Source organism: Achromobacter sp. 1014246743 (genome assembly GCF_059760725.1).
In genome coordinates this window covers 19,198-44,948 of sequence record NZ_JCBANA010000058.1, presented here as the reverse complement: position 1 = coordinate 44,948, position 25,751 = coordinate 19,198, and the positions used below count along the sequence as shown (strand labels likewise).

Here is a 25,751-nt window from a genome sequence, read left to right as displayed (position 1 = left end):
GACGGCCGGGGAGGCCGTGCACTGGTCGGCCGGCAAGGACCAGAACCTGGCGGTGATGGGCGCGCTGCGGCTGCACACCGGCCAGGGCCTGGGCATCGTCGCCGGCCTGCAGCAGGGCGGGGCGGACTCGGGGCTGGACCTGATCTCGGCCAAGGGCAACGTCGATGTGCAGGCCCAGCACGACATTTTGCGGGTGCAGGCGCAGCAGGACATCACCATCGGCAGCGCGCAGACCGCGGTGGAATACGCCGCGCCCAAGCGCATCCGCATTGCGACGGCGGCCGGCGCCAGCATCGTGCTCGAAGGCGGCAACATCACCGTCACCGCGCCGGGGCGCATCGACGTCAAGACCGGCAACAAGCAGTTTGCAGGACCGGACCGGCTGCCTTATGCCTTTCCGCAGTTCACCGTGTGCAAGCAATGCGTGCTGGACGCGCACGATGGCGTGCAGTCCATCACCGACAAGGCATGACCCGCATGATCGATTGGGAAACCCGGCTGAACGACACCCTGGCCGCTGCCGCCGAACTGGCTGCCGCCACTGGCGCCACGTTGAACACCTACCTGCTGGTGGATTTTCGCGGCCGCCCCGAACTGGCCGAGCCTGTGCGCGCCAGCGCCGATCTCAGCCATGGGTCGGTCTGGGTCGGCACGGACCTGGCCATCTACCAGGACATCGCGCCGCTGCTGATCGAGGTCGACGACCTGACCCGTTTCGAACTCTGGCGCGGCCAGGACGAGCCGCGCGCCTCGCAGGTGCTGCGCCTGCTCAACCGCTTGCATCAGACGGAAGGCGGCGAATACGCGCTGACGCACATCGTGTCGCCCTTGCCGCTGGCCGAGCTGATGGCGCATTACGCCTATTACACCGACTACGGCCTGCCGGACGGGCGCGAGTATTACCTGCATTTCTACGACGGCCGTATCCTGGACCGCGTGTTCCAGGTCTGGACGGACGTGGAGCGAGAGCGCTTCCTGGCGCCCGTGAACCTGCTGCGCTACGCCCGCCGCGACGGCTCGGTGGCGCAATGGACCGGCCTGGGCGATCAACTGGAAACCGGGCTGGACGCGCCCAGGCAGCAGCCTTTGTCGCTGGCGCAGCACCAGGCGCTGCTGGACCTGGACTACCCGGACAAGCTGGCGGTGCAGATCCGCCGCATCTACCTGGGCGTGCTGGGCAGCGACTTGCGGCAAGACGAGCTGTACACGCGGGTGCTGGCGCAAATGCAACGCGCCCGCGCCTATGGCATCCAGACCGAACGCGACATGCTGGACTACGTGGCGTGGGGCATCACCATTTCCCCGCGCTTTGATGAACACGAGGCGATTGCGCCGGCCTTGCAGGCCTTCAAGGCACGCGGTGAAGGGCTGTCGCAGGCGCTGGCGCATGTGCCGGACGCAGTGTGGGATGGGTTGCTGCGGGCCGAGCAGGAACAGGAAGAAGGGAGTGCGGTATGAAGCGGAAGGGATGTGCGTTGGACGGAGCGTCTGATGCGTAAGGGCCTGATTGTCTTGTTCATGTGGTTGGGGCTGCTGGCGGGATGCAATGGCGAGCCAAGCTATCAAGGGCTGTCCTTCGTGACCTACAACTACACGCCCTGGGATCTGGATCGGGTGGAAGTGACCGATGCAGAAGGCCGTTCGGCTGTCACCGGGTCGATTGGCGCGGGGGGCGGTGAAGGGTCGGCGACGTGCTGCTACAGCCTGAAGGGCACGGACTTCAAGGTCCTGTGGCGCGGTGCGGACGGAGAAAAAGCCAAACAGCACATGTTCGACGGCAAGCTCGACGAGGTCATCTTCAACAAAGAGACCCCCGTGCATTTTCCTGCAACGCAGGTGCCGTCGGGGGATGGGCCGCTCTACCTGGAACTGCACATCTATCCGGACGAACACATGGAACTGGCGCTGAGCCGCAGGCTGCTTGGCCAGGTGCGCATTCCCATCGTCGAGGCCACGCGCTGGCTGTATGCGCAGCACCGCGACGCGTTGGGCGATTTCGGCAGCAGCGCCGAGGTCAGGCGCGTGGTGGCCAAGGTGGCCAAGCGGGCGTGGGTGAAGTATCGGATCGAGAACCTCGAGGACATGAAGCAGTACATGTTCCTGTATTTCACGGCGGCGTCGAATTTCGATGCCGACCCGGACATTGCCGCGATCCTGGCCGCGCCAGGCCGCAAGCCCGGTGACTTCGCGCAAGCGGTCCAAGGCCTGTCGAAGGAAAAGATCGCGCATCTGAAAGCCACGGGCACCGTGCCGGGAGACAAGAATGGCTAATCCGTTGCCGCCGGTGGACCGTACGCCGGCCTCGGTGCTCAAGAAAATGGCGGACAGCGAGGCCGCCTATCCGAAGCAGGACTGCAACGAATGCGGCGCAGTCATCCGGATCGGCTTCTTCTTCGACGGCTTCGGACGCAGCCGCGACGTGGACAGCAAGCATCCCACCTTCTATTCCAACGTCAGCCGCCTCTGGGAAGCCCATTACGCCCAAGACGACGAGGATCGGCCCGTCAATCAGTATTGGTTCCGCTTCTACTATTCGGGCCTGGGCACCGAGTTGAACGAGGATGCCAAGAACGACGATCTCATCTACGCGGCGACGGCGGCCGGCAAGAAAATCCTCGGCGAAGCCGCCAAGAACGCCAAGAACGCCGCCAAGAACATCACGCGGGTCGACGAGATTCCCGAGCAGGACGTCCTGAAGCGTCTGCGCAGCGCGACGCAGAAGATGATCAAGGAAGGCTCGTACCAGCCGATGGTCAAGGCCTACAAAGACGTGGTGAAAGACGTCAAGACCTTGCCCGACAAAGTCGTGCGCATCTGGAACGCCTGGGATCCCGAGCGGCTGGTGAATCGCGCCAAAGGGACGATTCGCGGCTTCTGGTCGGGCTTCAAGAAGAATCCCCTGAAGGTCGCCTGGACCGCCGGCAAAGAAGTCGTGAAGTCCACGGTCATGGAAGGGGTGCCGATCATTCGTGACAACGAAACCGTCGCCTACCTGATGGGCACGGGTGTCGACGTACGCGTGGACGCGGCTTTACGGCAGTTCAAGGCCGCGCACGAAGCCGTCAGCGCCGAGATGAACAACGTCCGGCGGATCGAGATTTCCGTCTTCGGCGGCGATCGTGGCGGCGTCATGGCTCGCCAGTTCATCAATGACGTGGTCAAGAAATACCGGCGCCGTCACGACAAGGACCTGGTGTTTCCCGGAGAAAAGGGCGCCCGCGATGCCGAGATCCGCATCCGCTTCGTCGGGCTGCTGGATTCCGTGTCGTCGATCATGGACGAGAGCACCTTCCTGGGTTTCCTGCCTTTCACGGACCTGCTCAAGCAGACCCACAAGGACCGCACGCTGACCATCCCCGGCGCCGTGGAAAAATGCGTCCATTTCGCCGCCGCACATGAACTGCGCGCCAATCAGCGGCTGGACAGCCTGGAAAAGACCCGTGGCGAGCAATACCTGTATCCGGGCTCCAGCGGAGACGTCACCGGTGTCAGCCCCGAGGGCTCGCTGGGCGCACGAGGCGAACTGTCGCGTGTGTCGTTGCGAGATATGCTGAATCAGGCCTTGTGCAATGGCGCGGGTTTCTACAGCATGGAGCAACTGTTCGACAAAAGACCGCTGACCTACGCCAAATTCACCATGGCGACGCCGATCAAGGATGGCGGCCAGAGCTATCCCATTACCGACCTGGTCGACGCCTACCGCGGCGTCGTCAAGTACGAGCCCGGCATCGATTTCATGCCGCACATGGAAGTCTTCCTGCGCTGGCTGGCCGTTCGCTACCAGGATCCGGTCTTCAAGAGCGACCTGGCCGACCCCGCTGAGAAGTGGATCAAGGACCGTGATTTCTTCACCCCCGAACAGGAATACAACGAAGAGTTCCGGCGCGTGTCGGCCTTGCCCGCGGACCAGCGCAACAAGCCCGAAAACACGGCGCGCCTGAAAGAGCTGGAAGCGCTGAAGAACGAACGCTGGGACCGCGCAGTCGCCAGCCGCGGTGAATTGCCGCCCAAGCGATTCAAACCCTTGTGGCAAAGGCTGGAAGAGGAATACCGGGCGCTTGAAGAGGCCGAGCGCAATGACGCGCAAGCCGAGCGGCGCAAGGAAGATCTGCGCCGCAACAACCCGGAGCTGGTGCGCAAGATCGAGCAGGTGAACCAGATGCCGCGCGACATGCAGAAAATGCGCAACGACATCATCGTGCGCAATGGCGGCACGTTGACCGAAGCCGACCAGCCCAAGGACCCCCTGGCCGACATGAAGGCCAAGCGCGCCACCCAGCAACGCCTGCTGAATGTCTGGCGGGAAGCCAGCGCGGGCACCAATCCGCTGCCCCCGAAGGTCATGGCCTTGTTCGATTTCCTGGTGCACGATGCCATGCTGAGCAGCTGGCCGGATCACCTGCTGGCCAGCACGTCGCTGTACTTCCGGGTGCGCGACAAGGACATCTTCGGCAAGACGGACTTCAAGGCCGAAGAGGCCAAGCTGAAAACCGACACCGAATCGGCCGCGCGGGTGGACCAGATGCAGGCCCGGATGCAGGCCAACATGAAGGGCATGACGCCGGCACGGCCGTAGGCGGTTCGCCTATCGGGTCGAAGGCGCTTTGGACGCCGCCTGGACTTCGATCGTCACCGTGTTGGACCGCACCCCGTTCGATTCGATATAGACCTCGTAGGTCGCCGGCGTCGTCGGCAGCTTGGCCTGCGCGGCCAGGTCGGTGCTGAACTGCGTGCCCACGCTGATGCCCGGGCTGATCGGAATGCCCTTGGGCGGGCGCGAGCCCGGAATGGTGTCGACCTCGACGCCGGGGGGCGGCGCGGGGCGCTTGTACTCGTAGGCGATGCCTTCGTACACCGCCTGGGTCTGCGTATCGACGGCCACAAAGCGCGGCAGCTTCTGGTTCTGCGACACCGGAATGATGCCGTGGGCGCAGACGGGGATCACCAGCGCGCCGGAGGCCTGAGGCCGCACGCGGGCGGGGGCGGCGATGTTCAGCTGATCGTCGCTGCCGCGGTTGGGCGGAATGCAGGCATGGTCGCGCACGGTGCCGATGGGGGCGGTGGCGAAGGCGGGCGGGTCGGTCCAGTCGGTGTTCATGGATGCGGTCGAGGTAGCGGATGAGGAAGAGGGCGGGCCGCCCACGGTGCGCGCCGCCGCGGGGGCGGCGGCCGCCAGGGTGGCCGCCAACAGCAGGGCCAGGGCCGGCGCCAGGCGGCGCGCGGGCTTAGAACGAGGGCCAGCCATGGGACATGTCCACCTTGCGCACGGCCTTGGCGCAGTTGACGCAGTAGCGGATGCTCAGGCAGTCGCCGCCGAACATCACGCACGAGCCGGTATAGGCCGGAGTGGCCTGGCTGGCCGGCAAACCGAAATGGCAGTGGTTGCCGAACTGCGAATAGAAGTAGGGGCCTTTGTCCAGTTTCGAGGCGTCCATGTCGGCCTCGTCGGGATGGGCCTGCACCCATTCCGGACCGCTGGGCACCATGCCGATCAGGTGGCCGATTTCATGCACCAGCGTCTGCTGCTGGTAGTCCATGGTGACCGGCTCCCAGGGCGACATCGCCGCCACGCACAGCAGGTTGCTGTTGTAGAAGGCCACGCCGGCCGCCGCGCTTTCCATCAGCCGCACGCGCAGGATGATCTTGCCGTTGGTCGGCATCGGCAGCAGGCCGGCCATGCGGATATTGACGGCGCTGCATTCCTTTGGCGCCGCGGCGTCGTAGGGCACCGGCGTCAGGCGGTCACGCGGAATCGGGATCTGCCTGACGCCGGCCGCGGGGTCGGTGTATTCGAACAGGGCCTCCACCAGCCAGTCCGTGTTCGGCTCGATGTGATGCCACAGGAAGCTGACATTGCCATCGGCGCTGACGAACTCGACCAGCTTGTCGCCGGCGCTCGGGCCGGCCACGGCCTGGATGTAGATGGGCTGCACCGGCAGCATGGACGCCAGCCGGTCCACGTGGCAGACGACGATGGTGTAGGGCTCGTGCGACGGGCCCTGCGAGCGCGGATAGATCGCGCGCGCCAGCTGGCGCAGGCGTGCATCGCCGCCATCGGTGAAGACATCGGAATTGGCGTCGCCGCGCCCGCTGACGGGCGGCAGTTGCACCACGTCCACGCCGTGGCGCGCATATTCGGTAGCGGTGGGCTGGAAACCGTGCGGACGGGCCAGCGCTTCCGGGCCGGGCAGCATGAGCTCCTGGATGTACAGGCGCCGCGCCGTCTCGACCAATTCCGTCGAGATGATCTGGTTCTTGTCGTTGACGACTTCGAACAGATAGGTATTCAGACCGGCGGCGGGCAAGGTGATGTCGTCGACGACCTTGGTGCCATCGGGGTCGGTGACGTAGCTGTACGACCGCTGGGTGGGCTCGCGGTACAGCGGCTGGCGGCTCAGTTCCCGCGCGGAATACACGGCGTTGCCGGGGCGCGGGCTGACCTTGACGGTAAAGCGGTGCTGCCCGGCCTTGTCGAAGCGCACGCGGATCTTGGGCTTGTTGGTCTGGCGGTCCAGGCTGTTGAGCGCCTGGCCGTCGTTCCAGCGTTCGGCCGGCTCGGTCAGGTTGACGTACTGCAGCTTGGCGCCGCTGCGGGCCTGGTAGGGTGATGGCGTGGACGCGGGGGCGGGTGAGCCTTCCGCATTCTGGCCGGCGTCCTGGCCGACGGGCCGGGCCGCGCCGCCGGGCAGCGTGATGCCGGCCGCTTCCATGACGCGCCTGGCCAGCCCGGGGTACGGCGAATTGGCCACCGCCGGGATGTTCATGATCGTCTCGGCCACCTTGGGCAGCGTCACGCTGGAAATGCTGGGCGACTGCAGGATGGCGCCCACCACCGAAGGCACCGCCGAGTCGGTCAGGCCGGGCGTGCTGAGGATGGCGCCGGCCACCGCGGGCAGGTTGCCCTGGTTGACGTCGGGCATGGACAGCAGCGAGTTCACCGCCGATCCCAGCGCGGCGCCGCGGTCGCCCATGGCACCCATCGCCTGGGTCATCACGGGGCCGATGGCCGAGCCCACGCCGCCGCCTGAGGCCGTCAGGGTCGACGCCGCCGACAGGGCCGAGGCAGCCGACGCGTTGCCCATGGCGCCGGCAGCCTGCGCGGCCATGCCGGTGGCGGAAGACGCCATGCCGGCGGTCTGCGCTGCCAGTCCGGAGGAGGCTGCGGTGGAGGTGCCCACGCCGCCCGCCGCGCCACCCGATGCTGTACCGGCCGCGCCGCCCGATGTGCCACCCGACAGCAAGCCCGAGGCCTTGGCGCTGATGTCGGCCGCCTGCGAGGCCATCTGCGTGGCTTGCGTGGCCGCGCCGGCCGCATTGGCGACGCCGGCCGGCATCGCGCTGGCCAGGGCCCCCGTGGCGCCCTGCGTCAGGCTGGCCGCGCCGCTACCCATCAGGGATTGCGCCGCGTTGCCGGCCATCGATTGTGCGCCGCCCATCAGCGACGGCGTGGCGCCGCCCATCAGCGAGGGCGTGGACCCCATGGCCGATTGCGCCAGGCCGCCGACCTTGGCCGCGGCGCCCGATGCCAGGCTGGTGCCGGCCTCGGTCACCGACCCCATGGCCTTGCTGGCCATGGCGCCCAGGTCATGCACCGGCTTGAGTGCGGCGTTGGCCAGCGACTTGGCCTTGTCCATCATGGTTGACGCGGTATCGCTGGCGGCCGACAGGCCGCTGGACAGGCTGGCGGCGCCGCCGGCCAGGGCCGAGCCGATGCCGCCCAGCGAAGACGCGCTGCCGCTGGCGGCTGCGGCGTCGGACGCGCCTGCCGCATTCAGGGCCTGCCCGGCCCCGGTGGCCACCGCCTTCATGGCCGCGGGCCGGTGCACCAGTTCGGCCGTCACCAGCATCGGATCGCCGACCTGGCTGGACGGCAGCGCGGGCAGGGCCGCCGCGTCGCTGGCGGGTCCGATCAGGTTGTGCGAGGCACCCTTGACGGAAAACATGCCCGGGCCTTTGAAGAGGATGTCGCCGCCTTCCATTACGATGCTGCCGCCGGCCGCCTGCAAGGTGATGCGGGTGTTGGCCAGGATTTCGATGCTGTCGGTGGTGGACGTGATCGTGATGTCCTGGCCCGCCAGCATCTCCAGCATGTCGGTGTGCGCGTGGATCGACACCGGCGCGTTGGCGGCGATGGCGCGCAGGCCGCCGTCCTGCACGAACAGGCTTGTCGAGCGGCCCGACGCGCTGGCGAAGGTCTGGCGCGCCGCGACGTGGCCGTCGGCCTGGGTCGTGGCGTGCAGGTTTTCGCTGGCGTGCAGGATGGCGCTGGCCGGCGTGGACAGGTTCAGCGAGTTCGGTGCGTCGATCAGCATGCGCGCGCCGTCGATGCGTTCGACGGGGTCGGTGCCGCTGCGCTCGTTGGCGCTGGCCTTCACCGCCTGCTGGCCGCCGACGCTGCCGGCATACCGGCCGTCGGCCTTGGGGTCCACCGCCTGGATCAGCGGATTGAATTGTTCGTTGGCCGCCAGCGGCCGCGCCTGGCTCTGGGTGGCCAGGTTGTCGATGCGCTGGGCGGCATGCTGCGCGCCACGCAGCAGCAGCAATGCCTCTTGCGTATCGGCCTGCGTCGAGCGCGCGCTTTCGCGGGCGTTGGCCGACAGCAGCATGCCCTGGCCCGAGCGCACCACGGTCCAGGCGTCGGACCGCAATTCAAAGCCCGTGCCGCGCCATGGGCCGCGTGACGCGTCGTCGGCGCCTTGCTGCACCAGGTAGCCCAGGCCCAATTGCGACGCGGCGATGGAACTGGACAGCCGCGTGCGGACCTGGCCGGCGGTGTCATCGAACAGCCACTGGCTGTAGCCGCTGCCATCCAGGCCCTGGCTGTGCCAGCCGCTGAGCGTGCCCGGATGGTTGGCGTCGGCATCCACGCCTGCCGTCCAGGGGGGCAGGTCGGTATCGTTGTACAGCTGCGCCACGATCACTGGCTGGTCGATGTCGCCGTCCAGGAATTCCACCACCACTTCGGTGCCCTGGCGCGGCAGATGGTGCGCGCCCCAGTTGGGGCCGGCCTGTGCGCCGGTCACGCGCAGCCAGGTGCCGGACCGGTCATCGCCCGGCGCATTGCCGGCGTCGTCGCCATGGCTGCGATGGCGCAGGCCGCCGGCCAACGGGCGTTCGCCGCGCTGCCACGGAAACTGCACTTTCACGCGCAGGTCGCGGCCGGTGGTGACGGCGGCGTCTTCCGCCGTCACGACGACGGCGGTGGCGCCTTCGGGCGCGGTAGGCTTGGCGCGCCAGGCGGGCAGCAGCGGGGCGGCGGCCGGCTGGGCGCTGAAGGTATTGCGGTACGCGCCGCGCTCAAGATCCGCCGCGCCCAGCACCTGGGCGGCCTGGCTGCCCAGGTTGTTGGCGGCCTCGTGTTCGACGTGCAGCAGCGTGTAGCGGTTGCCGCCCAGCTCGTCCCCGGCGCTGCCGGCGCCCTGGGCGTAGCGGTCATGCTGCGTCAGCGCGAAGGTGTGGCCCGGCATCATCTGGCGCGCCGTGCCGCCGCCGTCAAAGCGCAACATGCGGGCTTCATGCGCCTGCAGGCTGCGGGCGGCCTGCTGTTCGGCCGAGTCGTCGCCCGGATGGCGGCCATGGCCGTCGTAGTCGTAGTCTTCCAGCGCCGGCACGGCGCCGGCATCCACGTCAGAGGCCGCGTGGGCGCCATGGGCCAGCAGCGTGCGGTCGTTCCAGGCCAGGCGCGTCACCGCATTGGGGCGCACCTGGCGCGCGGCGCCGAAGCGCGTGACGCTGTCTTCGGATTCGGTTGCGTCGCTGCGATGAAAGCGCAGGGTCGCCGCGGGGTTCTCGGGGCGCGCGGCGCGCGTGTCGAACACCACCAGCCGGTGCTGCGCGCCGCCGCCGGCCTGCTGCTCGCCCTGCTCGTGGTCGAAGCGAAAGCTCAGGCCGGCCTCGGCCATCAGCCGCAGCACGAAGTCCAGGTCGGTCTCGCGGTACTGCGTGCGCACGGGGCGCGGCGCGGACGGCTCGGTGATCTCGAAGGCGAACGAGGCCAGCGGGTAGTCGGCAAACACCTCGGTCAGGATGTCGGTGACCGACTTGTCCTGGAACACGAAGCTGTCGCGCCGCAGCCGCAGCGTGGCCAGCCAGGGCGCGGCGTGCAGGCGGTAGCGCGCCAGGCCGCCGTCGGCGCCCAGCGCGTCCACGCCTTCCACCACCGCGTGCCAGCGGCGCCAGCCGCCGTCGGCCAGCAACAGGCTGACGCTGATTTCCTTGCCCAACAGGGGTTCCACGTCCAGTTCGGCGGACGAGGCCAGGCAATCGAGGGTCAGCGCGAACAGTTCCGAGACGCCTTCGCGCAGGTGCAGGCGTTCGACGGTGAGCGCGTCGCCGAGCGGCGTCTGCGCCTGCAGCAGGCGCGCGTTCTGGGACAGGGCGGCGACGCCCAGGCTGCTGTAGCCCGAAGGCGTGGAAGAACGGTCGGTCATGGCGTGTGGCGGAACGTGAACCTTCAGGGCAGCGAGATGGTCAGGTGCGCGGCGCGCGGCCCCAGCTTGACGATGTCGTGGTACGGGGCCATGGCGGTCTGCATGTCGCCGTTCAGGAAGTGGCCCATGCCCAGGAAGGCCAACAGGCCCAGCAGGGCGAACAGGGCGCCGATGCTCCAGAGCGGCACGTCGCGCTTGAGCGTATGGGCGATCTTGTCCGGCAGCGGCCAGTGCGGCGCAAAGCCGGCCCGCTTGCCGCGCAGCAGCGCGATCTCGTCGCCCAGGCGCGCGGTCAGGTAGCCGAGCTTTTCCTGGCCTTCGATCATGTACTTGCCCTGAAAGCCCAGCAGCAGGCACATGTAGAACACTTCCAGCGATTGCAGGCGCGGCGCGCCCTGGGCGCGCAGGTCTTCCAGGCGCGAAAAGAAGTTCTCGCCGGCCAGTTGCTCGCCGAACAGGGTCAGTTGCAGCGGTTGCAGCATCCAGGCGTCGCGGATGGAAAAGCCGGAATTGAGCACGGTTTCGTCCACCGCCGCGCAGAACGCGTACTTGGTGGCGTAGACGTCTTCGGCGGGGATATCCAGCTTCTTGGCGCTGCGTTCGAAGTCCGCCAGGAATTGCTGCACTCGCGCCGAGAACGACGCGGCGCTGGCGGGTTCCTGCCCGCTCTTGAGCAGGAACAGCATCAGGAAGCCGTCGTACAGCAGGTCCAGCAGCGATTTGGCGGGGCGCGCGCCGTAGAAATCGGCGGCGCGGGGAGGGAGCGTGGCTCCGGGCATCAACGAGGGCGCGTCGGCAGTCATGGCGGCTCTTTCGGTTGGCGTCGGGTTGGCGTCGGGGGGGCGTCGGTCAGCGGGTGACGGCGATCAGGTCCAGTTTCAGTTCGGGGATGCCGGACGGGGCGTAGATGGCAATGCTGCGGGCCTGCAGCATGCGGTCGTAGAGCGAGCCGCGCGTCTGCAACGTGAAATAGCAGGCGCCCGGCTTGACCGGCACGGCCGGCGGCACTTGCGGCGTGTAGGCCAGTTGCACGCCCGGCATGGCCGACAGCACCAGCTTTTCGACGTCGTCGGGGGCGCCGACCTTGAAGCGCAGCGGCACGGTTTCGGCCAGTTCGCTGGCGGGCGTGGCGGCCGACACCGACAGGTACAGCGCGGTGGTCTCGTCCAGCTTGTCGGAATCGAGCCGGCCCACGTGGAACGACGGCCGCACTTCGTCCAGCACGATCGAGAAGTAGCGGGTCGAGATGACGGTGTCCAGCAGGTCGCGCAGGATGGCATCCAGCTGCGCGAAGGCCGCGCCCGGCTGGTCGTGGCGATACGCGGGCAGGTCGGCCAGCGTGTGCACCTTGGAAAACGTCATCAGCGCGCCGGCCAGGCGCAGCATTTCCTGGAACAGGCGTTCGGGGTGCAACTGCGGGTTGTGGAACAGGTGCGACAGCGCCGAATAGGCTTCGTTGGCGGTGTGCAGCAGCCAGAACGAGGCCACGTCGCCGGAGCGGAATTCGATGATGTTCTTGCTGGGTTCGCGGTGAAAGCCGTACAGCGCGTTGACCTTGGCCTGCAGGGCATCGAGCAGGCGCCGCAGTTGTTCGAACAGCGCGCCGCAGGCCTGCACCGTCAGGCTGGGGGCGATGAAGCTGGTGTCCAGTTCGTAGCCCGCGCTGGCGTTGCGGCGCACGCGTGCCACGGGGATGGTCAAGAGCGCGTCGCGCGGCTCGTGTTCGGACAGCAGCCGCACATTCTTGCGCAGGAACGCCAGTTCGGCGGTGCTGGCGTTGGTGTAGAGGTCGGGGGCGGGGCTGTCGTGGTGCGCGTAGCGGGCATCAAAGCCCTGGGCCTGCTGCGCATCGCGGTAGTTGCCGCCGATGTCCTTCATGGGATGCAGCGCCAGGTAGAACACCGCTTCGCTGGCGCCATCCAGGCCGTCCAGCGCCACGGCGGGCGGCAGGTCGTCGTTGTGGGGCGCGTTGTAGATTTCACCGTCGGGAAAGATGGCCGACAGCTCGGTGGCGCGCAGCATGCCGTTGGCCAGCGCCGCGGCATCGAAGCGCACCGTGCGCAGCCCCCACGAATACGGGTGCAGGGCCCGGCTCATTTCGGCCAGGCGGGCCTCATGGTAGGCATCCTGGCGCTGAAAATGCTGGGGCCGCAGGAACAGGCCTTCGCCCCACAATACTTTTGCTGAATAACTCACGTTGGCTGGCTCTTGTCTATGTTCTATATACAGAGGGCGTCTGGATACGACGTGGGTTGCGGCCGGAGTCAGTCAGGGCAGCGCACCGATCCGAGTCTTGAGGGATCGAAAGGCGCCATGCCCGGTGGCTGCACGATCTTGCCTGTGGCCACCGTCAGGGCGCACGCATGCGCGCCCAGGACAATGCCGCTGTCCGCGGCCGCTTTCACTTCAAATACGTATTTCCAGCGCTGTGGCGCTGGTGCGTAAAACAAGGCGGCGACGGCGATATAGCTGGCACCCTTGGGCACTTTTTCGACGTTTTCGAAGCGCTGGCCGGGCGTCAAGGTAATCTCGCGCGACGCGATGAGACTGTCACCCAACGCCGCCTTTTCCTGCTCAGTATCAACCAATTGCGTGAGCGGTGCGCGCTGAAATGCCTCGGCATTCTTCAAATAGTATGCTTTCGTAACGACAGCCGTAGGTTGACCGCTGCTCGCATTCAAATTTTCTCCGGCGTGTATCGCCAATTTCACATCGGTAGGCGCGTTCGGGTCCTTTTTCAGGCCTGCCGCATCCAGGGCCGTGCCGGTTATTCCGGCGACCGCGCCAAGCGCCGAAACCGCTGCGCAACCAGTAATGACGGGGATTGCCGCGATGGCGATCGTGGCCGCCAAGCATCGCGATAAATTGAGATGTTTTGACATGGCTCTTTATACCGGAACATGAAGACAAACTACAGATGACGGCACGTTGAGCCACATTTCGTGCCAAGTTACATGACGTAATCCCCTGTAGTGGTGTACTAACAAAAAGTTGTTGAAATACGCGGCCCTTGGTTACATCAGACACGTGCCCAAAAAATGCAACTTTCCCGGTTTTTCCTCATTGGCGGTATGGCGGCATTGATGGCGGGTTGTGCGGCTACCAACAAGCCCCAGACGGACGCCGAATATAAGCAGTCGATTACCCAGGCCACGGAAGCGCTTGCCTCGAAAGGCAGCGACCAGGCGGTGGCCCAATTCCAGGAAATCGCGCAGCGCAATCCGTCGCGTGGCGAGCCCTGGTCGTACATCGCCAAGATCCGCTTTGATGAACAGAAATACGGGGAAGCCATCGTCGCCGCCGACGAGGCCTTGAACCGGGATTCGGAAGATTTCACGGCCAAGACGGTGCGCGCCGTCGGCGGCCTGCGCGTGGCCATGCAATCGCTGGCCGACCTGCGCGCCGATGCGCTCCTGGCCGGCAACGCCCGCACCGACGCGGTGGCCCTGGCCGCCGCCATGCGCGAAACGCTGGGGCAGGACGTTTTGTTCCCCGAAGGCCGCAAGCCGCCGCGCACGGGCACGCGTCCGCCGCCCAAGCGCACGGATGCCGCGCCCACGCCCGCCACCCCTGCCAGCGGCACCCCCACCACCCAGGCGGGTCAGTCCGTGATGCCGACGCAACCGGCCGGAGCGAGCCGGCCCGCCGCGCCATCCGGGGGGCAACCCGCAGCCCAACCTGCCGGCCCGTCCGCCGCCCCGGCCCAACCCGCCGGCGGCCGCGCACCCGACCCGTTCGGCAATCTTCTCAAACCCTGATCGGCCCGCCGGCCCCGGCAGGCCGGGTCCGCTTGCCTTCGTCACTTCGCATCCCGCTTGGAGCCCCCATGGCTAAGAAAGAAAGCGTTCAGAAAAGACTCCAGAAAGTACGCCCGCCGCGCGTCCAACTGACCTATGACGTCGAGAAGGGCGACGCGATCGAGCAGAAGGAACTGCCCTTCGTCGTGGGCGTGGTGGGCGACTTCAGCGCGCAGTCGGAAGCCGAACTGCCGCGCCTGAAGGACCGCAAGTTCGTCAACATCGACGTCGACAATTTCGATGACGTGATGCGCGGCCTGGAACCGCGCGCCGCCTACCGCGTGAAGAACCGGCTGACCGACGAGGGCGGCACCTTCGGCGTGGACCTGAAGTTCCGCTCGGTCGAGGATTTCCGCCCCGAAGCCGTGGTGCAGCAGATCGAGCCCCTGAAGGAGCTGCTGGACATCCGCACCAAGCTGGCCGACCTGCGCAACAAGCTGGCCGGCAACGACAAGCTGGAAGACCTGCTGGGCGAAGTGCTCAGCAGCACGGAAAAACTGCAGCAACTGACCAGCGAAGCCGGCAAGGACGGCAAGGGAGGCAGCAATGAGTAATTCCGCCGCCGCGCACAGCGCGTCCGCCCCGGCCGCGGCCGACTCGGGCCTGCTCGACCAGATCGTCGAGCAGAGCCGGGTGGCCAAGTCCACCGCCGAACACGACCGCGCCAAGGACCTGATCGGCGAACTGGCCCGCGAAGTCATGAAGGGCACCGTGGTGGTGTCCGACAACCTGTCCGCCATGCTCGATGCGCGCGTCGCCGAACTGGACCGCCTGATCTCGGCCCAGTTGAGCGAAGTGATGCACGGCGCCGAATTCCAGAAGCTCGAAAGCACCTGGCGCGGCCTGCATTACCTGTGCCAGGAAAGCAACACCGGGCCCATGCTCAAGATCAAGGTGCTCAACGTCACCAAGCGCGACCTGGTGCGCGACTTCCAGACCGCCATCGACTTCGACCAGAGCCTGATGTTCAAGAAGGTCTACGAAGAAGAATTCGGCACCTTCGGCGGTTCGCCTTTTGGCGCGCTGCTGGGCAACTTCGAGATCACCCGCCAGCCCGAGGACATGTACTTCATCGAGCAGATGTCGCATGTGGCCGCGGCCTCGCATGCGCCGTTCATCGCCTCGGCCTCGCCCGAACTGCTGGGCCTGGACTCGTTTGCCGACCTGGGCCGCCCGCGCGACCTGGCCAAGGTGTTCGACACGGTGGAATACACCAAGTGGCGCAGCTTCCGTGATTCGGAAGACTCGCGCTATGTCGGCCTGACCATGCCGCGCTTTCTGGGCCGCCTGCCGTACGACCCGAAAGAGGGCACCTCGGTCGAAGGCTTCAACTTCGTCGAAGACGTGGACGGCACCGACCATTCCAAGTACCTGTGGTGCAACGCCGCCTGGGCCTTCGGTGCGCGCCTGACCGCGGCATTTGCCGACTTCGGCTGGTGCGCGGCGATCCGCGGCGTGGAAGGCGGCGGCCTGGTCGAGAACCTGCCGACCCATACCTTCAAGACGGACGACGGCGAGATCGCGCTGAAGTGCCCGACCGAAATCGCCATCACCGACCGGCGCGAAAAGGAATTGAGCGACCTGGGCCTGATCCCGCTGGTGCACTGCAAGAATTCCGACTACGCCGCATTCTTCGGCGCGCAGTCGGTGCAGAAGGCCAAGAAATACAACACCGACAGCGCCAACGCCAATGCGGTGCTGTCGGCCCAGTTGCAATACATCTTCTCCGTGTCGCGGGTGGCCCATTACCTGAAGGCCATGATGCGGGACAAGATCGGCAGTTTTGCGTCCGCGCAATCGGTCGAGAGCTTCCTGAATCGCTGGGTCTCGCAGTACGTGCTGCTGGACGACAACGCGAGCCAGGAGCAGAAAGCGCAGTTCCCCTTGCGGGAAGCCTCGGTGCAAGTGGCCGAAGTGCCGGGCCGTCCTGGCGTGTTCCGGGCCGTAGCGTTCTTGCGGCCTCATTTCCAACTCGACGAACTGTCGATTTCCCTGCGCCTGGTGGCGGAATTGCCCGCCCAGGCCCAGAAATCCTGATGCTCGTCTGCTACGCGGTTTTTAACTGGAGAGAACTTTAATGAAGGACATCTACGTCAAATTCGGCAATCCTGCGCTCAAGGGCGAGTCCCAGGACAAGGACCACCCGGACTGGATCGAAGTCGGTTCCTGGCGCCACGAGATCATCCAGCCGCGCTCGGCCACGGCCTCGACCTCGGGCGGCCACACCGCCGAGCGCACCGAGCACGGCGAAATGGTCTTCACCAAAGACCTGGACGTGGTCAGCCCGCTGCTGTATCAGCACGCCTCGGGCGGCACCACCTTTGACGAAGTGACCATCGATTTCCTGCGTGCCGACGGCGAGGGCAACCGCGTCAAGTACCTGGAAATCAAGCTCAAGTACGTGATCATCTCGCGCGTCGCGCCGGAAGTGGTCAGCGAAGGCCTGCCGCACGAGTCGTTCTCGCTGAAGTACGCCGCCGTGCAGTGGAAGTACACGCAGCAGAAGGTCGGCGGCAACCAGGGCGGCAACGCCCAGGGCGCCTGGAGCCTGACCAAGAACGACAAGACCTACTCGGTCTGAACCCGATCGCGCGGCAAGGCGAAGGCCGCGGCTCGTCTCCGGGCCGCGGTTTTCCGTAAAAGAGGTCCGTGATGAAGGGATTCGAACCCAGTCTGTTCGACAAGTTGTTCGACGGGGACGGCCCGGCGCCGCACGCGCTGCGGCGCCTGTCCGTCGAGGAAATCAAGGAAACCGTCGCGCGCGACATCGAGGCCTTGCTCAATACCCGCATGGTCTTTACCGAGGCGTCGCTCAAGCGCTATCCGAATTGCCAGCGGTCCATCCTGACCTACGGGCTGTCGGATTTTTCGGGGCTGAGCCTGGCCAGCCACTACGACCGGGAATTCATCTGCCGGTCGCTGGAACAGGCCATCGCCCGGCATGAGCCCCGGTTGACGCACGTGCGGGTGGTGCTGCAGGTCGACAGCCGCGCGACATCGGTGCTGTATTTCGCGATTACCGCGATGCTGGACGTGGGCCCGGCCCACGAGCCGGTGACGTTCGACGCGACCTTGCAGCCGTCGACGCTGCAGTATTCGGTCAGCAAGGGCTGGGCCAAGGCCGCGGCGGCCGCCTGACAACATAAACGCACGCGGGCGTCGGCGGCCAGCCGTCGGCGAGGAAGGGAAAGATGGAAGAACTGCTGCCGTATTACGAACGCGAGCTGGGGTTCCTGCGCGGCTCGTCGCGCGATTTCGCCCAGCGCTATCCGAAGATCGCGGCGCGCCTGGGGCTGTCGGGGGAAACCTGCGAAGATCCGCACGTCGAACGCATGATCGAATCGTTCGCGCTGCTGGGGGCGCGCATCAACAAGAAGCTGGACGACGACTATCCGGAATTCACGGAAGCGTTGTTCGAGGTGATGTACCCGCACTACCTGCGGCCGTTTCCGTCGTGTTCGATCGCGCAGTTCGACATGGGCGGGGTGGCGGCCCAACTGACCGCGCCGGTGCGGCTGGCGCGCGGCACCGAATTGAAGTCCCACGCCGTGCGCGGCGTGGCCTGCCGTTTCCGCACGGCCTACGACGTGACGCTGGCGCCGGTGGCCATCCGCCGGGCCGCGTTTGCGTCCACCGCCAATGCGCCGTCGTCCACGCAGCTGCCGCCGGGCGTGACCGGCCGCCTGTCGCTGACGCTGGCTTGCCTGGCCGAAACGCAAAGCTTTGCCACCCTGGCCACCGATCGGCTGCGCGTGTATCTGCACGGCGAGCCGTCGTTCGTGGCGGCGCTGCGCGATTGCCTGTTCCTGCGCACCGCGGCAGCCTACATCGAGACGCAGCCGGGCCGCTGGAGCCGCCTGCCCGAGGTGCCGCTGGCGCAGGTGGGCCTGGCCGAAGAAGACGCGCTGATCGATTTTCCGGCCAGCTCGCATCCGGCCTACCGGCTGCTGGCCGAGTATTTCGTCTTTTCCGAGAAATTCAATTTCGTCGATATCGACCTGGCGGCGCTGCGGCGCGCAGTGGGGCCGGTGCGCGAATTCACGCTGCACCTGCCGGTCAAGGGCCTGCGCGCCGATTCGAACACCGCGCGCCTGCTGGAATCGGCGTCGGCGGACAACTTCCGCCTGGGCTGCACGCCGGTGATCAACCTGTTCGAGCAGCGCGCCGACCCGATTCGTGTCACGCACGCCGCCGCGTCGTACCCGGTGGTGGCCGATGCCCGCCGCGCCTACGGCTACGAGGTCTATTCCATTGACCGCGTGCGGCTGGTGCGGCAGAACGCGCAGGGCGATTCGGTGGTGGAATTCCGGCCGTTCTATTCGCTGCACCACGGCGAAACGCCCGAAGGCGCCAGCCATTACTGGACGGCGCGGCGTGACCCGATGGTGGCCGAGCGCAGCCCGGGCTACGAGATGGAGATGTCCATCGTCGACATCGACTTCAATCCGGCGCTGCCGCAGACCGAAACGCTGAGCCTGGAGCTGACCTGCACCAACCGCGACCTGCCGTCGCACCTGGCGGTGGGCCAGCCTGGGGGCGACCTGTTCCTGGAAGGCGGCTCGGTGGCGCGCGAGATCCGCATGCTGCGCCGCCCGACCCACACGCACCGCTTCCAGCAGGGCCGCGCGGCGCACTGGCGGCTGATCTCGCACCTGGCGCTGAATCATCTGTCGCTGGTGCACAGCGGCTTGCCGGCGCTGAAGGAAACGCTGCGCCTGTACGACCTGTCGCACGCGGCGGTGGCGGCGCGCCAGATCGAAGGGCTGGTGGGGCTGGACTACAAGCCCGCCACGCACTGGATGCCGGGCGAGCCGTTCGCGACCTTCGTGCGCGGCATCGAGATCCGGCTGACGATCAACGAAGACAATTTCGTGGGCACCAGCCTGCATGCCTTCGTGGCGGTGATCAACCGCTTCTTTGGCCTTTACGTGCACGCCAACAGCTTCGTGCAGTTGGTGGTGCTGTCGCGCCGCGGCGCGGAAGAAATCCTACGGTGTCCTCCATGCAACGGCGACGCGATCCTAGCGTAATCGAATCGCTGCTGGCCGAGCCGCAGCGCTTCAAGTTCTTCCAGGCCGTGCGGGTGCTGGAGCTGTGGTTTGCGCGCCAGGAAGGCACGCGGGCCAGGAATGCGGTGCCGGCGCACCTGCGCTTCGTCAATTCGTCGTCGCTGGGCTTTCCCGCCAGCGAGATCGCGGGGCTGACCGCCTTTGACAAGAACGGCCAGGCCCTGCACGACGCCGACGCGCGCCTGGCGGCGCTGGCGGCCGGCACGCTGGGCCGGGTCGAGATCGAGCCGGCGTTCTTCGGTTTGCTGGGCGGGCAGGGCGCTTTGCCGCTGCACTATTCCGAGATTCTGAGTCATCGCGAAAGCGCCACCCGCGACCGCGGTGCGCGCGCCTTTTTCGATATTTTCTCGAACCGGGCCGCGGCGCTGTTCTATGCGGCCTGGAAAAAATACCGCATGCCGCTGCGGCACGAGACCGAGCAGGACCACCACTACCTGCCGCTGCTGCTGGCGTTGGGCGGCGTGGGCCATCCCGCGCTGCGCGACCGCCTGCATGCCGGCGAAGGCCGCGTGTTCGACGAGTCGCTGGCGCACTATGCGGCGGCGGCGCGGCAGCGGCCGGTGTCGGCCGCCTATCTGCAACGGGTGCTGGCCGATTACTTCCAGGTCGCCCTGCGGGTCGAGCAGTTCGTGGGCCGCTGGTACCACGTGCCGCCCGAAAACCGCACCCAGCTGGGCCGCCCCGGCGCCGTGCTGGGCGTGTCGGCCATGGCCGGCGATCGCATCTGGCAGCGCGACCTGCGCATCCGGCTGTGGATCGGCCCGCTGTCCAAGTCGGCGTTCGCCGATTTCCTGCCCGGCGGCGCCCGCGCGCAGGCGCTGGAAAAGCTGCTGACGATGTTCGGCGGGCTGAGCTTCGAATACGAGGTGCGCCTGGTGATGGCCAAAGAGGACGTCGCCGGCAGCGCGCTGGGCGGCGATGCCGACAGCGGCGGCGCACGCCTGGGCTGGAATTCCTTTCTTTGCACCGAACCGTCGGCGTCGGATCGCGACGACGCCAGCTACGAACTGCACACCATCCACTAAGAACAAGACAACCCAGAACATGGCCACTCCCCTGAAAACCCTGATCGGGAAACTGAACCAGACCTGCCGCCAGGCCGCCGAGCGCGCCGCCAGCCTGTGCATGGCGCAAGGCCACTACGAGGTGGACCTCGAACACCTGTTCCTGGCGCTCTTGGAAAAGCCGGCCAGCGACTTCAGCCTGGTGGCGCGCCGCAGCGGCATCGAGGCCGCCGTGCTGGAAGCCGACCTGAACGCCGAGATCCGCGGCTTCAAGAACGGCAACACCCGCACGCCGGTGTTTTCGCCGCACCTGCCGCGCCTGTTCGAACACGCCTGGCTGATCGCGTCGCTGGATACGCAGACGACCCGCATCCGCTCGGGCCATCTGCTGCTGGCGCTGTTGACCGAACCGGACCTGGCCGCGCTGGCGCGGCGCGGTTCGCGCTTGTTCGAGTCGTTCCGGCTGCAAGAGCTGAAGCATGACTTCGCGGCATTGACCGAAGGCTCGGAAGAGGCCGGGCAGTCGGTGGCGTTGGGCGACGGCGCCGCGCAAGGGGACGCCGCCACGCCCGCCGCCGGCCTGTCCAGGACGCCCGCGCTCGACCAGTACACCACCAACCTGACCGAGCGCGCCCGCGAGGGCAAGATCGATCCGGTGATCGGCCGCGATGCCGAGATCCGCCAGATGATCGACATCCTGACGCGGCGGCGGCAGAACAACCCCATCCTGACCGGCGAGGCCGGCGTGGGCAAGACCGCGGTGGTCGAAGGCCTGGCGCTGCGCATCGTGGCCGGCGACGTGCCGCCGGCCCTGGCGGGCGTGGCGTTGCGCACGCTGGATATGGGCCTTTTGCAGGCCGGCGCGAGCGTCAAGGGCGAGTTCGAGAACCGCCTGAAAAGCGTGATCGACGAGGTCAAGCAAAGCCCCACGCCCATCATCCTGTTCATCGACGAAGCCCACACGATGATCGGCGCGGGCGGGCAGGCGGGGCAGAACGATGCGGCCAACCTGCTCAAGCCGGCGCTGGCGCGCGGCGAATTGCGCACCATCGCGGCCACCACCTGGAGCGAGTACAAGAAGTACTTCGAGAAGGACGCGGCCCTGGCGCGACGCTTTCAGGTGGTGAAGGTGGAAGAACCCAGCGAAACCCTGGCCGCCAGCATGCTGCGGGGCATGGCGCCGCTGATGGAACAGCATTTCGGCGTGCGCATCCTGGACGAGGCCATCGTGGCTGCGGCCCGCCTGTCGCACCGCTACATCAGCGGACGGCAGTTGCCCGACAAGGCGGTGGGCGTGCTGGATACGGCCTGCGCCCGGGTGGCGCTGGGCCGCAGCGCCACGCCGGCCCTGATCGACGACGCGCGCCACCGCCTGGCCCGCCAGGACACCGAGCGTGCCGCGCTGCGCCGCGAAGCCGCGACCGGCGCCGTGCAGTCGGCTCGCCTGCGCGAACTGGACGAGGAAATGGAGGCCACCCGCCAGGAACTGACGGCCGCCGAAGCGCGCCTGGCGCAGGAAAGCGAGCTGGTGCGGCAGATCCACGCGCTGCGCGAAGAACTGGAGGCCGCGGGCCAGGAACCCGAAGCCGAGACCGCCGGCAAGCGCCGCAGCGGCAAGGCCGCGGAACCCACGCCCGCGCAGGCTCAACTGGCCGCGTTGCAGCAGCAATTGCGCGCCTTGCAGGGCGAGGCGCCGCTGGTGCCGGCCTACGTGGATGCGCAGGTGATCGCCGAGATCGTCTCGGCCTGGACGGGCATTCCGCTGGGCCGCATGGTCAATGACGAGATCCGCACGGTGCTGGAATTGCAGCCGCTGCTGGCCGAGCGCGTGATCGGCCAGGACCATGCGCTGCATGCCATTGCCCAGCGCGTGCGCACCGCGCGCGCCGGGCTGGAAGACCCGAACAAGCCCAAGGGCGTGTTCCTGTTCGTCGGCCCGTCCGGCGTGGGCAAGACCGAGACCGCGCTGGCGGTGGCCGACATCCTGTATGGCGGCGAGCGCAAGCTGGTCACGATCAACATGAGCGAATACCAGGAGGCCCACAGCGTGTCGGGCCTGAAAGGCTCGCCGCCCGGCTATGTGGGCTACGGCGAAGGCGGCGTGCTGACCGAGGCCGTGCGGCGCCAGCCCTACAGCGTAGTGCTGCTGGACGAAATCGAGAAAGCGCATCCCGACGTGCTGGAGCTGTTCTTCCAGGTGTTCGACAAGGGCGTGATGGACGATGCCGAAGGGCGCGAGATCGATTTTCGCAATACGCTCATCATCCTGACGTCCAACGTCGGCTCGTCGGCCATCATGCAGGCCTGCCTGAACAAGCCGGCGGACGAACGGCCAGACGCCGAGGCCCTGCAGGAACTGCTGGCCCCGCAACTGTACAAGGCCTTCAAGCCCGCTTTCCTGGGCCGCATGAAGACCATTGCCTACTACCCGGTGGATGACGACGCGCTGGTGCGCATCATCGGCCTGAAGCTGGGCCGCATTGCCGAGCGCGTGCAGGCCAACCACCGCGCGGTGTTCGACTGGGACGAGGCGCTGGTCGAGGCCGTGCTGGCGCGCTGCACCGAAGTGGACACCGGCGCGCGCAACGTCGACCATATCTTGAACGGCACGCTGTTGCCGCAGATCGCCGAGCAGGTGCTGGGCCGCATGGCGCAAGGCGAAGCGATCGCGCGCATCCGGGTGACCGCCGGCAAGAACGGCGACTTCCGTTACCGCCTGACCTGAGCCCGGAGCCGCGACCATGCCCCAGGATGCTTCCGGACTTTCCCGCCTGTCGACCGCCGGTATCGTGCAGGCCAACCGCCTGCTGGACCTGCGCACGCCGCTGGGCGAGAACCGCCTGGTGGCCGAGACCTTGTCGGCCACCGAACAGCTGAGCGGCGGCGCCTGCCGGCTGGAAATCACCGCGCTGTCGGACGACGCGCATATTCCGCTGAAGGCCTTGCTGGGCCAGCCGATCACGCTGCGCTTGCAGACGGCGCTGGATCGCGAACAGCCGCGCCTGTGGCATGGCCATGCGACGGCGGCGCGTTTCCTGGGCGCCAACGGCGGCCTGGCGCGCTACGGCCTGACGGTGGAACCCTGGCTGGCGTTCCTGCGCGCGCGGCGCGACAGCTTTGCCTACCAGGACAAGACGGTGATCGACATCGTCGAGAGCATTTTCGGCGACTACAAGGGCCAGGGCACGCTGGCGCCGCAATGGCGCTGGGACGTGCAGGATCGCGCCGCCTACGTCAAGCGCAGCCTGACCATCCAGTACCGCGAAACCGACTACGCCTTCGTCGAACGCCTGCTGGCCGAAGAAGGGCTGTTCTATTGGGTCGAGCACGCGGACGACGGCCACACCCTGGTCATCGCCGACCACAACGATGCCTTCAAGCCGGGCCCGCAGGCCAGTGTGCGGTTTGCGCGCGCCGACGTGACCGAAACCGAAGACAGCATCCAGCGCTGGAGCCCGCGCCAGCGTTGGCAGACCAATGCCGTGCGCATGGCCAGCTGGGACTACCGCAGCGCCCAGTCGCGGCCCGTGTCGGCACAGGCTGACGCCGGCAACTTGGCAAACGCGCTGGAACTGGCCAGCGACGACTACCCCGGCCAATATGCCTACGAAGACAGTGCGCAGGGCGAACGGCTGGCGCACAACGCGCTGGCCGCGCTGCGCGTGCGCCAGCACAGCGTGCAAGGCGCGGGTACCGTGCGCACGCTGGCACCGGGGCAGCGTTTCGAGCTGACCGGCCACTACCAGCAGGGCGGCCCGTCCACCTTCGTGGTGATCGCGATCACGCACCAGGCGCGCAACAACTTCGACGCGGACCTGGGCCGCGCGGTGAGCGAAGCCTTGGGCGGCAACGCTGACGAAGACGCCGATTTCTACCGCAATACCTTCACCTGCATCGGCAGCGATACCGAATTCCGCCCCGCGACGCAGGACGGCCATGGCGTGCGCATCCATCCGCGTCCCACCGTGTTCGGCGCCCAGACGGCGCTGGTCGTGGGGGCCGAGGAACCGGTGCACACCGACCGCGACCACCGCATCAAGGTGCAGTTTCACTGGCAGCGCGGCAAGGCCTCCAGCAGCCGGCTGGCACATCCGTCGGGCGAAGAGAACGCGCCGGCCAAGGATGAGCTGGGTACCTGGGTGCGCGTGGCCGAACCGGTGGCCGGCGGCGATTGGGGCGGCCATTTCGTGCCGCGCGTCGGGCAGGAAGTGCTGGTGGAGTTCCTGCATGGCGACATCGACCGCCCCGTGGTGGTGGGCGCGCTGTACAACGGCGAGGGCGCCGAAGACGCCTCGCACAACCAGGTGCAGGCGGGCGGGGCCAACGCCACCGGCAACGCGCCGGCCTGGTTCGCGGGCGGCAGTGAAGGCCATGCCCACAACGCGGTGATGTCCGGCTTCAAGACCCAGGCGCTGTCGACCAGCGGCGCGGGCACGGGCGGCTACAACCAGCTGGTGCAGGACGACACGCCCGGCCAGTCGCGCCTGACCGCGTCGACCACGCAGGCCGATTCCCGCCTGAACCTGGGGCACGTCAAGCAGCAGCGCGACAACGAACGCCTGGAAGACCTGGGCCACGGCGCCGAGCTGTCGACCAAGGAAGCCGTGGCGCTGCGCGGCGGCCAGGGCCTGTTGATCAGCGCCGACTTGCGCGAGAACGCCGAGGGCGCGCTGCTGGACAGCGCCGAGGCCGCCAGGCAGATCGACGCCGCGCTGGAATCGGCCAAGGAACTGGGCGATATCGCGATCAAGCAGAAAGCGATTCTGGATGGCGACCCGCAGGCCCTGCCGGTGCACGAGGGCCTGACGCACGTGCGCGACGTGGTCGAGGCCACCCAGGACGATGCCGCTGCACAGGGCGGCGCGGTCAAGGTGGCGGCCTACAGCGAGCCGCACATCCAGGTGAGCGCGCCCAGCGGCATCGGGCAATACACGCCCGGCAACGCATTCGTGGTGGCCGGGGGCACGCTGGCGCAGGTGGCGCCGGACGTGAACTGGGTGAGCAGCGCGCATCTGGCGATGGGGGTGGCGTCCGGCGTGGTGCTGTTCACACTGGGCCAGGAGGCGGGCGGCAGCCGTGCGGTGCAGGACCGTGGCCTGCGGCTGCATGCGGCGGGCGGCAAGCTGCGCCTGCACAGCCAGGGCGCCAAGATGACCCTGACGGCCGAGAAGGCCGTGACCATCGCGTCGGCCAGCGCGGCCGTGCTGGTGCAGGGCAAGGAGCGCGTGCTGGCCACCGCCGGCGGCGCCTACGTGCGGCTGGAGGGCGGCGGCATCCAGCTGCACGCCCCCGGCAAGGTCGAGCTCAAGGCGGGCGCGCACAGCTGGGTCGGGCCACAGACCACGCAGGCGAACCTGAACTTCAACGAAGCCAGCCCCTTGTGCGAAGCACGCGTGCGCGGCGCGGCCCAGCAGGGCGGTGCCGTCGTGCCGCTGGGCTAGGCCGGCACGA

General features: G+C 67.4%; 18 protein-coding genes. 13 read left to right on the top strand and 5 right to left on the bottom strand.

The genetic code is table 11. From position 1 onward, the window contains the following. The 4 genes from AC6LJ2_RS22135 to AC6LJ2_RS22120 form a co-directional block, all read left to right on the top strand. Positions 1-472, top strand: a 472-nt coding sequence (locus AC6LJ2_RS22135; RefSeq protein WP_498152190.1) for a DUF2345 domain-containing protein, incomplete at its 5' end; no start/stop codon positions are given. Then, entirely contained in the window at positions 469-1,458 is a 990-nt protein-coding gene (locus tag AC6LJ2_RS22130; protein WP_263915630.1) for a DUF4123 domain-containing protein, read from the top strand. The genes AC6LJ2_RS22135 and AC6LJ2_RS22130, both read left to right, overlap by 4 nt. Positions 1,459-1,491: 33 nt before the next feature. Further along, positions 1,492-2,271 carry a hypothetical protein gene (locus AC6LJ2_RS22125; protein ID WP_445656619.1) on the top strand — a complete coding sequence of 260 codons (780 nt, stop codon included), beginning with the start codon at positions 1,492-1,494 and terminating at the stop codon, positions 2,269-2,271. Further along, entirely contained in the window at positions 2,264-4,576 is a 2,313-nt protein-coding gene (locus AC6LJ2_RS22120) for a T6SS phospholipase effector Tle1-like catalytic domain-containing protein (protein WP_263915628.1), read from the top strand. Before AC6LJ2_RS22125 ends, AC6LJ2_RS22120 begins: the two co-directional genes overlap by 8 nt. 9 nt (positions 4,577-4,585) lie before the next feature. Here the strand turns inward: AC6LJ2_RS22120 and AC6LJ2_RS22115 are convergent, their stop codons facing one another. From AC6LJ2_RS22115 to tssJ, 5 genes are all read right to left on the bottom strand, one after another. Beyond that, a complete protein-coding gene (locus tag AC6LJ2_RS22115) occupies positions 4,586-5,245 on the bottom strand; it encodes a hypothetical protein (RefSeq protein WP_445656618.1) in 660 nt (219 codons plus the stop codon). Further along, entirely contained in the window at positions 5,226-10,430 is a 5,205-nt protein-coding gene (locus tag AC6LJ2_RS22110; protein WP_498152189.1) for a type VI secretion system Vgr family protein, read from the bottom strand. The genes AC6LJ2_RS22115 and AC6LJ2_RS22110 overlap by 20 nt, the downstream gene beginning before the upstream one ends. Positions 10,431-10,453: 23 nt before the next feature. Next, positions 10,454-11,233: a DotU family type IV/VI secretion system protein gene (locus tag AC6LJ2_RS22105; RefSeq protein WP_445656616.1), complete on the bottom strand. Its 780-nt coding sequence runs from the start codon at positions 11,231-11,233 to the stop codon at positions 10,454-10,456. Between the two features lie 46 nt (positions 11,234-11,279). Then, on the bottom strand, positions 11,280-12,626 hold the full coding sequence (gene tssK / locus AC6LJ2_RS22100; RefSeq protein ID WP_263915625.1) for a type VI secretion system baseplate subunit TssK: 1,347 nt from the start codon (positions 12,624-12,626) through the stop codon (positions 11,280-11,282). Between the two features lie 68 nt (positions 12,627-12,694). Then, complete coding sequence (gene tssJ, locus AC6LJ2_RS22095) at positions 12,695-13,312, bottom strand: type VI secretion system lipoprotein TssJ (RefSeq protein ID WP_263915624.1); 618 nt, start codon at positions 13,310-13,312, stop codon at positions 12,695-12,697. A gap of 156 nt (positions 13,313-13,468) precedes the next feature. Here tssJ and AC6LJ2_RS22090 point away from each other — a divergent pair, with 156 nt between their 5' ends. From AC6LJ2_RS22090 to AC6LJ2_RS22050, 9 genes are all read left to right on the top strand, one after another. Continuing rightward, positions 13,469-14,188: a hypothetical protein gene (locus tag AC6LJ2_RS22090; RefSeq protein WP_263915623.1), complete on the top strand. Its 720-nt coding sequence runs from the start codon at positions 13,469-13,471 to the stop codon at positions 14,186-14,188. A 68-nt stretch (positions 14,189-14,256) separates the two neighbouring features. After that, positions 14,257-14,781 (top strand): type VI secretion system contractile sheath small subunit, encoded by a 525-nt coding sequence (gene tssB, locus AC6LJ2_RS22085; RefSeq protein ID WP_263915622.1) that lies wholly within the window; start codon positions 14,257-14,259, stop codon positions 14,779-14,781. Next, the gene (gene tssC / locus AC6LJ2_RS22080) at positions 14,774-16,264 is read left to right on the top strand and encodes a type VI secretion system contractile sheath large subunit (protein ID WP_263915621.1); all 1,491 of its coding nucleotides are present in this window, start codon (positions 14,774-14,776) and stop codon (positions 16,262-16,264) included. The genes tssB and tssC overlap by 8 nt, the downstream gene beginning before the upstream one ends. 40 nt (positions 16,265-16,304) lie before the next feature. Then, positions 16,305-16,808, top strand: coding sequence for an Hcp family type VI secretion system effector (locus tag AC6LJ2_RS22075; protein WP_006395404.1), 504 nt, complete (start codon positions 16,305-16,307; stop codon positions 16,806-16,808). Between the two features lie 71 nt (positions 16,809-16,879). After that, entirely contained in the window at positions 16,880-17,365 is a 486-nt protein-coding gene (tssE, locus tag AC6LJ2_RS22070; protein ID WP_006395403.1) for a type VI secretion system baseplate subunit TssE, read from the top strand. Between the two features lie 53 nt (positions 17,366-17,418). Beyond that, complete coding sequence (gene tssF, locus AC6LJ2_RS22065; protein WP_498152188.1) at positions 17,419-19,257, top strand: type VI secretion system baseplate subunit TssF; 1,839 nt, start codon at positions 17,419-17,421, stop codon at positions 19,255-19,257. Then, entirely contained in the window at positions 19,221-20,321 is a 1,101-nt protein-coding gene (gene tssG, locus AC6LJ2_RS22060; RefSeq protein ID WP_498152187.1) for a type VI secretion system baseplate subunit TssG, read from the top strand. The genes tssF and tssG overlap by 37 nt, the downstream gene beginning before the upstream one ends. Positions 20,322-20,340: 19 nt before the next feature. Further along, positions 20,341-23,025, top strand: a complete 2,685-nt coding sequence (tssH, locus tag AC6LJ2_RS22055) for a type VI secretion system ATPase TssH (RefSeq protein ID WP_498152186.1) — start codon at positions 20,341-20,343, stop codon at positions 23,023-23,025. A 16-nt stretch (positions 23,026-23,041) separates the two neighbouring features. Next, positions 23,042-25,741, top strand: coding sequence for a type VI secretion system tip protein TssI/VgrG (locus tag AC6LJ2_RS22050; protein ID WP_263915617.1), 2,700 nt, complete (start codon positions 23,042-23,044; stop codon positions 25,739-25,741). Positions 25,742-25,751 lie beyond the last annotated feature (10 nt).

Excerpts from the sequence above, each read along its gene's own strand:
- AC6LJ2_RS22130 (WP_263915630.1), top strand. The coding sequence starts at position 469 with ATGACCCGCATGATCGATTGGGAAACCCGGCTGAACGACACCCTGGCC.
- AC6LJ2_RS22075 (WP_006395404.1), top strand. The coding sequence starts at position 16,305 with ATGAAGGACATCTACGTCAAATTCGGCAATCCTGCGCTCAAGGGCGAG.
- tssC (WP_263915621.1), top strand. The coding sequence starts at position 14,774 with ATGAGTAATTCCGCCGCCGCGCACAGCGCGTCCGCCCCGGCCGCGGCC.
- AC6LJ2_RS22125 (WP_445656619.1), top strand. The coding sequence starts at position 1,492 with ATGCGTAAGGGCCTGATTGTCTTGTTCATGTGGTTGGGGCTGCTGGCG.
- tssE (WP_006395403.1), top strand. The coding sequence starts at position 16,880 with ATGAAGGGATTCGAACCCAGTCTGTTCGACAAGTTGTTCGACGGGGAC.
- AC6LJ2_RS22090 (WP_263915623.1), top strand. The coding sequence starts at position 13,469 with ATGCAACTTTCCCGGTTTTTCCTCATTGGCGGTATGGCGGCATTGATG.
- AC6LJ2_RS22110 (WP_498152189.1), bottom strand. The coding sequence starts at position 10,430 with ATGACCGACCGTTCTTCCACGCCTTCGGGCTACAGCAGCCTGGGCGTC.
- tssH (WP_498152186.1), top strand. The coding sequence starts at position 20,341 with ATGGCCACTCCCCTGAAAACCCTGATCGGGAAACTGAACCAGACCTGC.
- AC6LJ2_RS22105 (WP_445656616.1), bottom strand. The coding sequence starts at position 11,233 with ATGACTGCCGACGCGCCCTCGTTGATGCCCGGAGCCACGCTCCCTCCC.
- tssJ (WP_263915624.1), bottom strand. The coding sequence starts at position 13,312 with ATGTCAAAACATCTCAATTTATCGCGATGCTTGGCGGCCACGATCGCC.
- AC6LJ2_RS22115 (WP_445656618.1), bottom strand. The coding sequence starts at position 5,245 with ATGGCTGGCCCTCGTTCTAAGCCCGCGCGCCGCCTGGCGCCGGCCCTG.
- AC6LJ2_RS22050 (WP_263915617.1), top strand. The coding sequence starts at position 23,042 with ATGCCCCAGGATGCTTCCGGACTTTCCCGCCTGTCGACCGCCGGTATC.
- AC6LJ2_RS22120 (WP_263915628.1), top strand. The coding sequence starts at position 2,264 with ATGGCTAATCCGTTGCCGCCGGTGGACCGTACGCCGGCCTCGGTGCTC.
- tssB (WP_263915622.1), top strand. The coding sequence starts at position 14,257 with ATGGCTAAGAAAGAAAGCGTTCAGAAAAGACTCCAGAAAGTACGCCCG.
- tssF (WP_498152188.1), top strand. The coding sequence starts at position 17,419 with ATGGAAGAACTGCTGCCGTATTACGAACGCGAGCTGGGGTTCCTGCGC.